The organism is Bacillus sp. LK2 (genome assembly GCF_001043575.1).
Classification (GTDB): domain Bacteria; phylum Bacillota; class Bacilli; order Bacillales; family Bacillaceae_G; genus Bacillus_A; species Bacillus_A paramycoides.
Genome location: NZ_LDUK01000061.1, coordinates 40,499 through 54,821, shown reverse-complemented (window position 1 = coordinate 54,821; position 14,323 = coordinate 40,499). Strand labels below are relative to the sequence as shown.

The 14,323-nt window shown below is 35.7% G+C and carries 15 protein-coding genes and 1 pseudogene; 12 read left to right on the top strand and 4 right to left on the bottom strand.

Annotated elements, in window-relative coordinates; all coding sequences use genetic code 11:
- Positions 1 to 295: 295 nt before the first annotated feature.
- Positions 296 to 808 (top strand): DUF2690 domain-containing protein, encoded by a 513-nt coding sequence (locus VK90_RS25305; protein ID WP_048376172.1) that lies wholly within the window; start codon positions 296 to 298, stop codon positions 806 to 808.
- On the opposite strand, the pseudogene VK90_RS29415 reads toward VK90_RS25305, so the two are convergent.
- A pseudogene (locus tag VK90_RS29415) lies at positions 780 to 965 on the bottom strand (DinB family protein); the annotation flags it as partial. The gene VK90_RS25305 and the pseudogene VK90_RS29415 sit on opposite strands and share 29 nt — an antisense overlap.
- A gap of 175 nt (positions 966 to 1,140) precedes the next feature.
- On the opposite strand from VK90_RS29415, the gene VK90_RS25300 reads away from it, so the two are divergent.
- A complete protein-coding gene (locus tag VK90_RS25300; protein WP_048376171.1) occupies positions 1,141 to 1,596 on the top strand; it encodes a DinB family protein in 456 nt (151 codons plus the stop codon).
- A 93-nt stretch (positions 1,597 to 1,689) separates the two neighbouring features.
- On the opposite strand, the gene VK90_RS25295 is transcribed toward VK90_RS25300, so the two are convergent.
- Positions 1,690 to 2,454: a DUF817 domain-containing protein gene (locus VK90_RS25295; protein ID WP_002172784.1), complete on the bottom strand. Its 765-nt coding sequence runs from the start codon at positions 2,452 to 2,454 to the stop codon at positions 1,690 to 1,692.
- A 276-nt stretch (positions 2,455 to 2,730) separates the two neighbouring features.
- Here VK90_RS25295 and VK90_RS25290 point away from each other — a divergent pair, with 276 nt between their 5' ends.
- The 7 genes from VK90_RS25290 to VK90_RS25260 all read left to right on the top strand — a co-directional run bounded on the left by VK90_RS25290 (position 2,731) and on the right by VK90_RS25260 (position 8,613).
- Positions 2,731 to 3,765: a FecCD family ABC transporter permease gene (locus tag VK90_RS25290; protein ID WP_002172783.1), complete on the top strand. Its 1,035-nt coding sequence runs from the start codon at positions 2,731 to 2,733 to the stop codon at positions 3,763 to 3,765.
- Entirely contained in the window at positions 3,766 to 4,782 is a 1,017-nt protein-coding gene (locus VK90_RS25285; RefSeq protein ID WP_048376169.1) for a FecCD family ABC transporter permease, read from the top strand. It begins immediately after the preceding gene.
- Positions 4,783 to 4,803: 21 nt separating this feature from the next.
- Complete coding sequence (locus VK90_RS25280; protein WP_025150459.1) at positions 4,804 to 5,712, top strand: iron-hydroxamate ABC transporter substrate-binding protein; 909 nt, start codon at positions 4,804 to 4,806, stop codon at positions 5,710 to 5,712.
- Between the two features lie 200 nt (positions 5,713 to 5,912).
- Positions 5,913 to 6,182 carry a 2TM domain-containing protein gene (locus VK90_RS25275; RefSeq protein WP_025150460.1) on the top strand — a complete coding sequence of 90 codons (270 nt, stop codon included), beginning with the start codon at positions 5,913 to 5,915 and terminating at the stop codon, positions 6,180 to 6,182.
- A 655-nt stretch (positions 6,183 to 6,837) separates the two neighbouring features.
- Positions 6,838 to 7,170 carry a hypothetical protein gene (locus VK90_RS25270; RefSeq protein ID WP_025150461.1) on the top strand — a complete coding sequence of 111 codons (333 nt, stop codon included), beginning with the start codon at positions 6,838 to 6,840 and terminating at the stop codon, positions 7,168 to 7,170.
- 565 nt (positions 7,171 to 7,735) lie between these two features.
- Positions 7,736 to 8,287 (top strand): GNAT family N-acetyltransferase, encoded by a 552-nt coding sequence (locus tag VK90_RS25265; RefSeq protein ID WP_048376167.1) that lies wholly within the window; start codon positions 7,736 to 7,738, stop codon positions 8,285 to 8,287.
- 98 nt (positions 8,288 to 8,385) lie between these two features.
- Entirely contained in the window at positions 8,386 to 8,613 is a 228-nt protein-coding gene (locus VK90_RS25260) for a hypothetical protein (RefSeq protein WP_002172778.1), read from the top strand.
- An 88-nt stretch (positions 8,614 to 8,701) separates the two neighbouring features.
- On the opposite strand, the gene VK90_RS25255 is transcribed toward VK90_RS25260, so the two are convergent.
- The gene (locus VK90_RS25255) at positions 8,702 to 10,027 is read right to left on the bottom strand and encodes an ArsB/NhaD family transporter (protein WP_002172777.1); all 1,326 of its coding nucleotides are present in this window, start codon (positions 10,025 to 10,027) and stop codon (positions 8,702 to 8,704) included.
- 251 nt (positions 10,028 to 10,278) lie between these two features.
- Between VK90_RS25255 and VK90_RS25250 the strand changes: the two genes are divergently transcribed.
- Together VK90_RS25250 and bshB2 are read left to right on the top strand one after the other, a co-directional pair.
- Positions 10,279 to 10,629, top strand: a complete 351-nt coding sequence (locus VK90_RS25250; RefSeq protein ID WP_048376165.1) for a YojF family protein — start codon at positions 10,279 to 10,281, stop codon at positions 10,627 to 10,629.
- A gap of 15 nt (positions 10,630 to 10,644) precedes the next feature.
- The gene (gene bshB2 / locus VK90_RS25245; RefSeq protein ID WP_025150465.1) at positions 10,645 to 11,307 is read left to right on the top strand and encodes a bacillithiol biosynthesis deacetylase BshB2; all 663 of its coding nucleotides are present in this window, start codon (positions 10,645 to 10,647) and stop codon (positions 11,305 to 11,307) included.
- A 296-nt stretch (positions 11,308 to 11,603) separates the two neighbouring features.
- Here bshB2 and VK90_RS25240 read toward each other — a convergent pair whose 3' ends face one another.
- A complete protein-coding gene (locus VK90_RS25240; RefSeq protein WP_048376164.1) occupies positions 11,604 to 12,836 on the bottom strand; it encodes a MerR family transcriptional regulator in 1,233 nt (410 codons plus the stop codon).
- Positions 12,837 to 13,023: 187 nt separating this feature from the next.
- On the opposite strand from VK90_RS25240, the gene VK90_RS25235 reads away from it, so the two are divergent.
- Positions 13,024 to 14,310, top strand: coding sequence for an NAD(P)/FAD-dependent oxidoreductase (locus tag VK90_RS25235; RefSeq protein ID WP_048376161.1), 1,287 nt, complete (start codon positions 13,024 to 13,026; stop codon positions 14,308 to 14,310).
- Positions 14,311 to 14,323 lie beyond the last annotated feature (13 nt).

The following is a 14,323-nucleotide window of genomic DNA, read 5'->3' as shown; positions in this document are numbered from 1 at the left end:
TATTTGTTTTATATGAAAGAAAAAATGGCACTTTTGTATAGAGAGAACCGATGCTTGAATGAAACAAGTATCGGGTTTTTTATGTTTTAAATAATGAATGCTATAAAATGTGTATTTCTCAAGTTTTTTTCTTAGACGGATAAGTAAAATTCTTCGTATATTCCAATAACCAAAAGGGAATTTACAACGTTTATTTGTTTCTGTAAGATGCCTCTAGGAAGAATGAAAGGAGGGCTTACATAGCGGTATAGGTTGTCTTTATTATACGTACTTATTTTGAGGGAGGAAATGTAAAATGTTTAAAAAGCTAATGAAAGTATGCGTGTTAAGTGCAGCAAGTATGGGTGTATTATTTAGTTTTCAAGGAAGTACATTTGCAGCTACTGATTTAAGCAGTTATTATGACGGGAAAAATCCGGCTACAACGAAAGTATACGGGGGAAGTACAACGTGTGATGCAGATGGATTTAACGCAAAATCTACAGCGGTATACGAAGGTGGTAAAAAAGTAGGGACCGTTTATTTACGTTACAGTAATAACTGTCATGCAGCATGGTCTAAGCTTGTTTTAGATCAACCAGCGCCTTCTGTTTCTGGAGGGATATATGCTTATGCAGTTATTAATAAATATAAAAACGGTGTATTCCAAAAATCGGTAGATTCTAATAGTGGTAATGGAGCAATTAAAACTGGTCAAACGAGCACTTATACAGGAATGGTGTTTGATTTAACGGCTGATTTTGGTTATACAGCTGATGCCGAAGCGGTTACGATTAATAACGGTTACGGGAAAACTGGACGTTATTAATAAAGGAGCGAAATCTATGGGTCTTTATAATGCTGCCGTTTCCGAAATTCGGAACTGTGCTGTGCAATTTTTCTAATGGGATTTCTTCTAAAAACGTAAATAGAGTTTCTCTTGTAGAACTAATAAGATTATATTGTTGTTTTAGAACATCTAACATGCAATTACACTCCTCTTTTGTTTACTGAAATGTTTGTACGGTAAGTAATTCTATATTTACGAGGGTTGTACCTTTTTATCGTATTGCCGGAGTGCGCTAAGCATATTAGGTGTATTTCTTAATTGTTTCTGGTAGATTTATAAATAAATTGTATATAAAAAAGGGGAACGATAGAGTGAATAGAATAGTTGGTTTAAAACAATTTGAAATAACTCGCGGGGCATTACTTAAATTTATGGAAAATTTAGATGATAAAACTGCGGATACGCAGCCGGAGGGTTTTAATAATACAATTCGTTGGCATATTGGTCACGTGTTATCTGCAGCAGAGTTGTTTATGTTTGGAAGAGAGTTTAAACATTTGCCAAGTGAATATCCAGGTTTGTTTGGATATGGAACAAGACCATCTAAATGGGAAACAGAAGGCCCTTCATTAGAAGTGTTAAAGTCTCAGTTACAAGAGCAAGCAAAGCGCATTAGTGCAATTCCAGCAGAAGCGTTTGAAAATAAACTTCCAGAGCGATTTTTAGGATTGGAAACAGTAGGGGAGCTTTACGGTATGATGCTTTATCATGAAGCGGATCATATTGGTCAAATGAAAGCGATGGAACGAATTATTAAAGCTCTATAGATTTGAAGAAGTTAAAAAAACGAAATCCTAGATGGATTTCGTTTTTTTATTGAGTAAGTAGAGAAGCTTAGAAGTTTCTAATATGTATTTACATTATCCTCTTGATTCCTTCAAATGTTTGAGTTGTGTAACAATCATGATACTAATGACAACGAGTAAAAACCATGAGCTAATTTTACTAAGGTGAACGAGATTCCATGCCTCCCGTTGATTTGGATATTGCCACGCCCCGAAAAATGTTGCGATGTTTTCTGCAATCCAAATAAAGAATCCAATAAGGAAAAAGGAGAGTACGAGCGGCATTTTATATGTAACTCCTTGTAACGAAAATTCTACAAATGTGCGAAAGAATACAATGAATAAAAGTAAGGTTAATACCCACCTAAAGTCATATAGAAAATGATGTGTGAAAAAATTGAAGTAAATCATAGCTCCTAACGGTATTGCAAAAATAGCCCTCGGCCAATTATACATTTGTAAATGCAACCTTCTCCACGCTTGACATATATAACTTGCGACACTTGCATACATAAAACCACTGTAAAGCGGAACACCTAAAACTTTTGAATATGCCTCTTCAGGATAACTCCATGAACCGAAATGTACTTTATATATTTCTAGTAGAAGGCCGATGAGGTGAAAGACAGTAATTACTTTTAGTTCGTCTTTTGTTTCAAGACCAGTCTTGTACATAATCCACTGCATAAGAAGACATACGATGAGTATGAAATCATAACGATATAGCCCTGGGATAGAAATGAGTTTTGAAAGGGCGAGTGTTAAAAAAATAACGACAGGGAACAAACAGGATAATGCTTGTTCGTAAGTAAAGTGTAGTAGTTGTTTTACATAAAACATTTTTTCACCTTCGATATACGTATTTGGAAAATTGAAACAATAACTTAGTATACTATAAATTTGAAAATATAACACCGCGCTATTTTGCATGTATTTGTAAGTTTTAGAAGGGAATTGTAATAAGTATTTTAATATTTTAACAAAGTAAAAAAATAGTTTGCTATTTAAAAAAAGTGGGGATATAATATCTAAATGAAAATGATAATTATTATCAATAATGATTATAAATAAAAAATTATTTTAAAAAACAACTGAATATAAAGGATGAAATGAAACATGTTACATAAGTCTACTGTACATGCTGGCAATAATCGCTGGATACATATTAAGTTCGTATGTTTTATGAGCTTAACAATTTTATGTTTAATTGGGTCTATATTTTTAGCTATTGCATTCGGTGCAAAGGATATTCATTTACAAACGGTGTGGGCAGCGGTTTTTGATTACAATCCAAAATTAACGCAGCATCAAATTATTTATGAATTAAGGCTCCCGAGGGTAATTGGCGCGGCAGTTGTAGGAGCTGCTTTTGCAGTCGCTGGGGCTGTTATGCAAGGGGTAACACGAAACCCTTTAGCTGATGCAGGTGTACTAGGAATAAATGCTGGTGCGATGTTTGTAGTAGCACTTAGTTTTGCTTTTTTCCCGCATATGCCGTATTCCTATTTAATGATTGTCTCCTTTATGGGAGCTGTTTTAAGTACAGTACTCATTTTTATTATCGGATCGGCAACATCAGGCGGGTTAACACCGATGAGGCTAACGATTGCAGGAGCAGTTATGGCAGCGCTTTTACATTCGTTAAGTTCAGGTATCGCGATTTATTATGATCTAAGTCAAGATTTAGCGTTTTGGTACGCTGGTGGTGTTGCAGGAGTAAAGTGGGACCACTTGAAATTTTTAGTGCCTATTATTCTCATAACGATTGTTTTTGCGACAGTGCTAGGGCGGTCTATTTCACTTATATCAATGGGGGATGATGTTGCTACGAATTTAGGAGTAAAAACGAACCGAACGAGAATACTTGGAATGATTATAGTAGTCATTCTTGCAGGTGTATCTGTTTCAGCTGTTGGTTCCATTGGGTTTGTAGGACTTGTCATTCCGCACATCGCTAGAAAATTAGTAGGTGTTAATTATCGGCTTATTATTCCTATGTCAGCATTATTAGGTGCTATGTTATTAGTTTTAGCTGATTTAGGGGCAAGAACAGTAAATCCTCCTAAAGAACTTGCGATAGGAATTATGGTAGCTCTTGTTGGGGTTCCGTTCTTCCTTTATATAGCACGTAAAGTTGGGAGGGAGCTATAAGTGAAAGATCTTTTTAACACGGATAAAAAGAGGGCTATTACTGTAACTACAATTTTCGGATGTATAAGTATCGTTGTAATTTTGATTAGTCTAAATACGGGGACGCTGAGTATTGCACCGCTCAAAGTGATTCAAACGCTTTTTGGTTATGGTGATTTTGAGAGTGCAACCGTGCTATATGATTATCGTATGCCAAGAATTATAATCACAATGCTAGCTGGTATTGGCCTTGGGATTTCCGGTGCGATTTTGCAAGGATTATCTCATAATGCACTCGCAGATCCAGGTATTCTCGGATTACATTCAGGTGCATCTTTCGGGCTTATTGTATTCGTTACTCTCTTTCATTCTATTAATGAGAGTGCATCAATTTTAATACCGTTATTTACATTTGGCGGAGGAGTGCTTGCTGCATTTCTTATTATTATACTTGCGAGTGACCGGTCAAAAGGTTTACTTCCCATTAGACTTATTCTCGTTGGTATTGCAGTTTCAGCTGGCTTTAGTGCGATTTCGTTATTTTTCTCTCTCAAGTTAAATGATGAGACATATACATTCGCTTCTAGATGGTTAGTTGGTAACGTTTGGGGAAGAGATTGGATTCATGTCCTTGCATTATTGCCGTGGATTTTTATATTAACCCCGTATGCATGGCTAAAATCTAAAACGTTAAATGCACTGTCACTAGGTGATAGTGTAGCAGCAGGACTTGGTGTTTCTGTTCAAAAAGAACGTTTACTACTTTTAGCTACAGCAGTTGGATTATCTTGCGCGAGTGTATCGATGGCAGGAGGCATTGGTTTTATCGGCTTAGTTGCTCCGCATATTGCAAGAAGGTTAGTAGGTACTACATATCAACACTTTCTTCCGCTAGCGGGTATTATCGGAATGATTATTTTAGTACTCGCAGATACGATAGGGCGCTCTTTATTTGAGCCAAATTCTATTCCAGCTGGTGTAGTAGTAGCGGCTTTAGGAGCACCGTATTTTCTTTATTTACTTACAAAAACAAAATAAACACTTCAAAGAGGAGAACATATGAAAAAGAAACTTACTATTTTATTTAGCATTATGTGTATTGTAGTATTATCAGCATGTGGTCAAACGAAATCTAGTGAAGAGGCAACTAAAAAAACTGAAAAAAGTAATGATCCAAAAATTGCTTCTATGTCTATTCATTTGACGAATGATTTACTTGCATTAGGAATTACACCAGTAGGTTCTGTTATTGGTGGAGATTTAAAAGATTTCTTACCACACGCAAAAGAGCAGTTGAAAGATACGAAGAAACTCGGTGTTGTAACAGATCCAAATATGGAAGCATTGCTTCAATTAAAGCCATCTGAAATTTATGTTGATGAAAAATATGCTGGCAAAGATTTAGCGAAATACGAAAAGATTGCAAAAACACATGCTTTCAATTTAGATGAAGGTACGTGGAGAGATCATTTAAAAGAAGTTGGTAAGCTTGTAAACCGTGAGAAAGAAGCAGATAAATATATTCAAGACTATGAAGAGCAATCAAAACGAGTAAAAAGTTTAATAGATAAAGAGTTAGGTAATAACGAAAAAGTAATGGCAATTCGCGTTACTGCAAAAGAATTGCGTGTATTTAGTACGAAAAGACCGATGGGACCAATTTTATTCCAAGACTTAGGATTACAACCCGCAAATGGTGTAGAGAAAATTGATGGAAACCGTCCTTTCGAAGTCATTTCACAAGAAGTATTACCTGATTTTGACGCAGATGCGATTTTCGTTGTCGTAAATAGAGACGATAAAGCAAAAGCAGCATTTAAACAACTACAAGAAACACCAATTTGGAAAGACTTAAAAGCTGTTAAAGGTAAGCACGTATACATTATTAATGACCAACCATGGCTTGACTATTCGGCTTTAGGAAACAAAATGGCAATGGATGAAGCAGAGAAAATGTTTACGAAGTAATATCGTCTTGTTGTTAGGAAGGCCCTCTAAATTTGGAGGGTCTTTTTATCATTGTTATTGTTAGAATAAACAAAAAATATACAATGAAGTCGATCTTTTTTATTTTGTGAATTTTTGAGAATAAGAGATTTTCGATTAGAATATGATATTAAAATCGAAGCGAGTGTAAAAAATTACAATTATGAAAGAGGTGTTTAAAGATGGAGCAAGATGAGATTTATTTGCGAGCTAAAAAAAGGGTGGAGAATTTAAAAGCATTTTACGTTCATTTAACGCTCTATATACTAGTTAATCTGATGCTTTTTTTAATAAATGTAATCTCTGATTCAAGTAAATTATGGTTTTTATATCCACTTGGAGGTTGGGGAATAGGTATTGTTATACACGGTTTGACAACTCTTCCATTAGGGATATTCGGAAAAGAATGGGAAGAACGAAAGATTAAAGAATATATGGAGAAAGATAAGTAAATCTTTTTCTTTCATATCTTTCTTGCATGGGGCGTTTCCTCCAAAAAGATTTTTGAATGTAAATAATATTATATTCTTGTTTCAAGCACGTAAAAAGGTCGCTTCCGTTTGCAGACCTTTTATGAATAAAAGTACATGATGTATTATATCTATTTGTAATATGTTTTCGTTTCATGGTATGTATTGTAAGGTCGCAACATCAAAAAATCATATGAAAACTGTACTGTATTCTAGTCAAAATAAGAACCCTCCTACAATTAGGAGGGTTCTTATCTTTCATATAAGTGAATCCGATTTTATGATTTTGAAAATGACTGTCGTATGTTATACCCCTAAAACGCAGACTGATCAGAGCATGCTCTGACTTCATTGTTATACTAGTGTCTATGATTGAACTCAATATGATAGTAATAGGTAGATTTCACCTAACGTATAATCTTCTGCTTTTTTTCCTCGGCGCTTGCAACTGATATTTGACTACATAACAAACCAAGTGATAATGTAGCGCCAACTAATGCTTTGTTTAATTTTATAAAACTTTCCTACTTTCTGAATGTTTATATAACGCGCATTTATGATATGATGATTTCTGATGGAAGTAAAGGGTTATTTTCCTAATTGTTTAAAAAATAGGAAATAAAAGGAGACGGGCGTAATGAAGCGGAAGGTGCTATTTGCGATAATAGTCGTTGTTTTAATTGGATTTATCATTTACTATAATCGTACAATTGAATCAAAAATACAGGGATTTCCTGTACCTGCTCGTGCGGAATATGTACATCAGGAAGAGCATAAGGATTATGAATACAACGGAACATGTTTTTCAAACGGATTACCCATTGATTATCAGCTAGGAATTTGGTTAGCTGGATGGAAAACACAGAGAGCAGAAGGCGCAATGATTCAATATAAAAAGAACGATAGAGTTGTTGTTTTAATACAAGGTGGGAATGCCATTTACATTTACGAAGAAGGTAGTAAAAAATAGGCTAGATTTTGAATGTATTTAAATAAGAGATGTTTAATATCTCCTCCCATATATTCATTAATACAAATTGCTAAGCTAATAATTAAAAACCAAAAAGTGAAATATCTTAATAATAAGCTGAACTTCATAATAATTTATCTCCTTAACAAAATTTAGCAGATTAATCCTAAAACAGCTTTATCCTAAAACAACATATTTATGTTATAAAGATAGAATAACAGCTTACAAGACTGGAATACCTTCTGATGTTTTAGATCAAAATAAAGTTTCTTATAGGGATTCTACCGCATCGCTATTAAACTAACATAAGAAAATCCCCCATGCCTCTCAAGATAATATTTTGAAGTATCCCCAAAACGAAAATTTTATTATTTTACGGTTATTTATGAGGATTCATCTCACTTTTTCGTTTTGAGGAACAACCAATTTCTTAAGTTGATGGGCATGGGGATGTGCCAATGTCAGCGCTTATTGTAAGTATCCTGTTCATACAACAGTTCAAGGGGCAAGGGGATAAATAGGCTAGAATAATTATCCCCGCTATTTAAAAAAGGGAGAGTTTCAAATGACAATTAATCTTTTTCAAGATAAAACAATTAAATTATCAGCTATTAGAGCAACTGATGCTGAAGTAATGGCTGTGTGGCAAGAGGATAGTGAGTATTTAAGAAATGTAGATACAGACTTAGCGTTCCCGCAATCTTTACATGAAATATCAAATGATGAGCTATTAAAGGGGCGGAGATCGAATAGTATTTCTTTCATGTTAAGAACGGTTCAAGATGATCGTCTAATTGGTTTTGTTGCAATTCATGGTATAGAGTGGAATAACAGAGCAGGTTTATTAGCAATTGGAATAGGAGATGCAAATGATAGGGGAAAAGGATATGGAAGAGAAGCAATACATCTTATTTTAAGGTATGCTTTCTATGAAATGAATTTACACCGGGTCGGCCTCGACGTTATTTCTTATAATAAAGCAGCCATTGAACTGTATAAACAGATGGGTTTTCAGATGGAAGGGTGTATGAGAGAAGCAGTTCAGCGAGATGGAAAGTGCTTTGATCGTATGATTATGGGGATGTTGCGGGATGAATGGATAGAGCTGCAAGATTAAAAATACATTCCATATTGTATATGTAGTATGCAGGAGATATAACAATAATTGGCGAATTTTTACAGTGTACTGATTGAACTTATAAGGAGTTATGCAAAATGAACTTAGAAAAAGCAAAACCAGTAAATGAAGAGGTCGCTGAATTAAAAGAACTAATTAAAGAATTGCACGGAAGTGTACACCAACTTCAAAGTGAAGTGCAGCAACTAAGGCACGAAAGACCAGTTGTTGAAGTGAGAAAAGGTGTTCAATTATCGCCAGCAATTATCGGACAAATTGGTGGGATTATTTTAGGTGGATTAGCAATTATAGGTATATTTTGGTGATGGAAAAAGGTATGCGGCGTAGTGCTGCATACCTTTTTGTATTGTTTGAAAGTTTTCGTCATTTGTTGGTAAGTAAATAGCATGTCCTTTACATTAAGTAACGTAAATATATGTAAGCATGTGATAATAATAATGCGATGATTGTTAGTGGTAAGCCGATTTTTAAGAAGTCCATATAAGAAAATCCATGTCCTTCACGTTTTGCAATACCAGCAACGACTACGTTTGCTGATGCTCCAATTAACGTTCCGTTTCCTCCTAAGCAAGCTCCAAGAGATAATGCCCACCATAGTACTTCGATTTGCGGAGAATCGACAGATAGTCCGAGTCCTGTAGCTAAATCTTGAATAAGAGGGATCATCGTTGCGACAAATGGGATATTGTCAATTGTTGCAGATGCGATGCCAGATACCCATAAGATAAGTATAGCAGCGAAACCGATATCACCATTTGTTACGTTAAGTACTTCTTTTGCGAGTGAAGAAATGAGTCCGATATCAATTAACCCGCCAACGAGAACGAATAGTCCAGCGAAGAAGAAAATTGTCACCCATTCAACGTGAGCAAATATATCTTCTATTTCATGTTCTTTCGCGCCGATTAACATAAGAAGTGTAGCACCTGTCATCGCAATAACTGCAGCGTCTACATGAATAATAGAATGAAGTACGAAGCCTAAAATGGTTAGTCCTAAAATCGTAATGGATTTTAAAAGGAGGCTTTGATCTTTAATGTAATCCTTTTCATTTAATGCCATTAGTTTTTCGATTTGTTCAGATGTTGTTTTTAGTTTGTTACGATACATGAAGTAAATAATTCCTAATGTAACGATAGAAATAATAAGTACGATTGGAGCTAAGTTTAATAAAAAGGCATTAAAGTCTAAATGCTTATTAGCCGATCCAATCATAATGTTCGGTGGATCACCGATTAGTGTTGCTGTGCCGCCTATATTTGAAAATAGTACTTCTGAAATCAAATAAGGCACAGGATTTACTTTTAAAATACGTGTAATGGATAGTGTAACAGGCACGATTAATAATACGGTCGTTACGTTGTCCAAAAATGCAGAACCGACAGCGGTTAATAGGGATAGTAATAATAAAATGCGGATCGGTTTTCCGCCAGCTGCTTTTGCTGCTTTAATGGCTACAAATTCAAATACGCCTGATTGACTCGTAATATGTACGAGAATCATCATCCCGATTAAAAGAGTGATTGTTTCCCATTGAATATGTGATGTGAAAGCAGTATGTAAATCTACGATTCCAAAAATAATCATAATAGCAGCACCGAATAGTGCGATTACAGCACGATTCAATTTCTCAGAAATAATAAAACCGTATGTGACTAAAAATACGGCAATTGCAAAATAATATTGCCAATTTGCTACTTCATGTACTGAATGTTCCAAGCATGTCACCTTCTTTAAATTATGTATTCAATTGTCGAAATGTATCCCTCTACATAAAATATATTGTAGCAAATTCAAAAAAGAAAGAAAACTGTTTAACAAAGTGAAAGAAAAAATGATGATTTTACATATCATATAAAAAATAAAAAAAACACAGTGCAAATTATTAGGAAAAGTGAGCGTTGTCCTCTAATATAGAGATAGCAATTTACATTATTTTTGCGTAAAATGGTTTAAAGAGGTGAATTCCGATGGAAATAGTAAAAGATAGTTCTCTTATTCAAAATGAAATTGAACGTTTTGTAAATAAAGATGTATATATTCATTTAGAAACGACGAACGGAGCGTATGCATCACACATAAATGAAAAGATGATGACAGTTGGTGCTTTCATTCGAAATGCAATTATCCGCTTTGAACGCGGGAAGATAACTGGAACAAACCCATACCGAGTTGGTCTGAAAATGGATCACGGATGGGTATATGCTGAAGGTATTACGCATTGGGAAGTAGATGATCAAGATCGTTTATTACTAGCTGGACATGATAATTTAGGTCGCCTAGCAGTTGCGCTTGAATTAAGCTTAACACCATTTAAGTAAGAGGGAGGGAAACTTATGGAGAGACATGTACTTGTTGTATTTCCGCATCCAGATGATGAAGCATTTGCTGCGGGAGGAACAATTCGCTTATTAACAGATCAAGGAGTACCTGTAACGTATGCATGTGGTACTCTTGGACAAATGGGACGTAACATGGGTAAGAATGTATTCGCTAACCGTGAAACGATTCCAAATATCCGTGAAAAAGAATTGAAAGATGCATGTGAAGCGATGGGGATTCAAGATTTAAGAATGCTCGGTTTCCATGATAAAACGTTAGAGTTTGAAGATGTTGATTTCGTTGCAGACAAAATTGAAGCAATCATTCAAGAAGTAAATCCATCTCGAATTATTACATTTTATCCTGAGCATGGCGTACACCCAGATCATGATGCATTTGGCCGTGCTGTAGTTCGCGCTGTATCACGTATGCCAAAAGAAGAGCGTCCAGTCATTCATGCAGTTGCAATTACAAAAAATCGTGAAGCTGTACTAGGTGAACCGGATGTTGTAAATAATATTAGTGAAGTATTTGAACATAAGTTAGCTGCACTAGGCGCGCACCGTTCACAAACAGAAGCAATGCTTGAAGACACGCATGCAAAAATAAAAAATAAAGATGCAGCAACATTAAAATGGCTGCAACTTGAACAATTTTGGACTTATAAATGGGAGTAGGCTAGAAGGATACCTTTTAGTAGCTCTTACATAGAAAAAGCGCCGTCACTTGTGATGGCGCTTTTTCTTGTTGAAGTGTGGTGTGTTATGTTATGTTTGTTGATTAGTCAATCCATAATCTTTAAGTTACGAATGTATGTATATCCCTGTATCTGGTGAATTATCATGATTGGCTCAAGAAGTTCAAAGCTGCTTATGCCTGTGCTACCATTTTTCAGATTAACCATGATTTTAGCTACAAGGGTGCTGTCTCATCCGTGAACTAGCCTACTTTTCGGACAACTTCTTTTTGTGTGCTATTTTTTCGTACTAGCCAAATACATTAGCATGTGGAATTTTTCGTCTATTACATGATAATCAAAATAAGGTCCTGGATCTGTACAGTAACCGATATTTTCACTTTGCATGATTTGAAATCCGTTAACTGATAAATTTTCTTCTAAGTATGTTGGATATAAAATGTGCTCGTGGGAATTTGGATATAAGGCTGAAATATTTTTCAAGGATTTGGCCGAGCTATCATAATACGAGTATCCGCCGACAATTGTTGAACTGTTATGTAAATAGTTTTTTAGAACGTGATTTGGGAACTGCGGATTAAGCAGTGAAAAATCAGTTATTGTAAAACTATCTACAAAAACGTCGATGCTAAGCGGTTTCAATGGTAGGTTTAAATCAGTATTTAAAATATAAAGGACACGTGGTTTCGGATTCATACGCTCAATTCTGTTTCTAACCTTCTTGAGCATCGCAAGCGAATAGCCACTGAATACATAGGACGCGCTCGTTTCAAGAACATCGATATATTTGGGTAGTGACACAAAAGCGTCAACGTTTGTTTCCACGATTAATTTGTTTTTCAAATCTATATTTTGTAGAACTTTTTGAAACTGAAAATTAATTTTTTCAAATAAGTTAATCATTTTGGGATTGATCTCTTTAATCGTTTCTTTATCGTAAAAATAAGATGGATAAGGGGACGTCTCGTACAAGTTTGCGGTAATGATAATACCATCCTCGATAGCTGCCTCATATCCACAGGAACAAGTTAAACTCCCCGTGTGAATGTAAACTTTTTTAATCGTTACATCTTTCATTTCAAGTGGAATGTGGCACTTCGGACAATAGAGCAGATCTACAAAGGAAAGTGGGATCCCTGTAAGATTCTCTTCTTCAGATGAAGGCGAGCTAGTTTGAACCGCTTTTTCAATTAATTGGATAGCTTTTGATATGTCTTCTTTTTTCTTGGCCAGCTCGTTCTTTTTATCAATGAGCAAGTTGTTGTAGTAGTCGATATCCTCATGATCCGAGAAGTTTGTGACACGCCGATACGATAAAATTCGTTGGATTTCTAGCAATGAAAAATGAAATTTTTTTAGCTCAGTAATAAAAGTCATGTCGTCGAAACACAATTGGTTCATTTGATACTGGGTGTTTTTTTTGTCTGGTATTAATAATCCTAGTTCAATGTAATAACGAACGGTATCAGTTGTAACGTGAAGAAGTTTTGCAAATGTACCAATTTTCATAGATGTCCCCCCAATGAAAAAAAGTGGAGTTACTCCATTTTTTTCGCAAAATGAATTCAAAAAACTCTAAAATGGCTATTGACTTGGAGGAAACTCCAAGTCATATTATTAGTTTAATAAGTGTGAATATTTAGAATATTTTTGAGTGTATTGTAACATACATGTCACGAAAGGAGAAGGATTAGCTATGGATAAGATGGATCGAATGGATACTCTCTCATTGTGGAAAGCAACTGCAAACAGCTATGACAAAGGAAAACCTCTTGAAGGAAATGAAGAGGCGGATGTTGTCATTATTGGCGCAGGCTTCACAGGTCTTTCTTCTGCATATCATTTGCAAAAATTAGGGAAGAGTGTCATTGTCCTTGAGCAAGAAACAATCGGATATGGCGCAAGCGGTCGCAACGGCGGGATGGTATTGCCAGGCTATAAGCCGACGATGCAGGAGCTTGCCAAGAAGTATGGTGCCGAAGAGGCGAGACAACTTAACGATCTTTCGCTGCTTAGTGTTGAACTAGTTAAAAACATCATCGATGAGCATCAAATCAATTGTAACTTTAGAAAGACAGGCCACATTGTGGCGGCTTACAAAGCTAAGCATTTTGAAGGATTGAAACTTGAAAGCGAATATTTAAACAAAAATTTTGGATATGAATGTAGCGTGCTTAATCGAAGTCAGTTGCATCAAGAAATCGATTCCCCGCAATATTATGGTTGCCTAGTCGACGACTCGAGTTACTCGTTCCAACCACTGAATTATGCAATTGGTTTGGGAGAAGCAGCTAAATCGATCGGTGCAAAAATCTTTGAGCATTCGAAAGCACTATCTATTGAGTACGGCCGAAATATTGTGAAAGTTGTTACAGAAAAAGGTGCTGTTACAGCGAAAGACATTATTGTTGCTACAGATGGTTACTCCGGAAAAATCATGACTGAATTGAATAAAGGCGTACTGCCAATTTCGGCACGTATTATTGCTACTGAACAGCTTCCAGAATCATTGGTGAATAGCGTCATTCCTAAGGATCGCATGGTTTTTGATACAAGCAGTTTCCTTTACTATTTCAGACGTACACCAGATAATCGGATCGTATTTGGCGGTGGTGACATTCGTCCAAACTTAGGTGATGCTGTTTATCAAAGTGTTTACGATGCCATGGTTAAAATAATGCCAAAACTAGAAGGAAGCAAGATTGATTACAGGTGGGGTGGATTGATCGGCGTGACAATTGATACGTTCCCGGTTATTGGCAGATCTAAAGAAGGCGCATATTTCGCAACGGGTTATACGGGCCATGGTGCGTCTCTCTCAACATTGTTTGGTAAGTTATTGGCACAATGGATCACAACGGGGAGTGCAGGTGGATATCGATTTGAAAAGGAACGCCTCAAATCATTCCCGTTCTATAATCAGAAAACGATGCTGGTCAATATAGCACATATTGGTTTCAAACTAGTAGATATTATTGCATAAAGGAGAGGTGTTT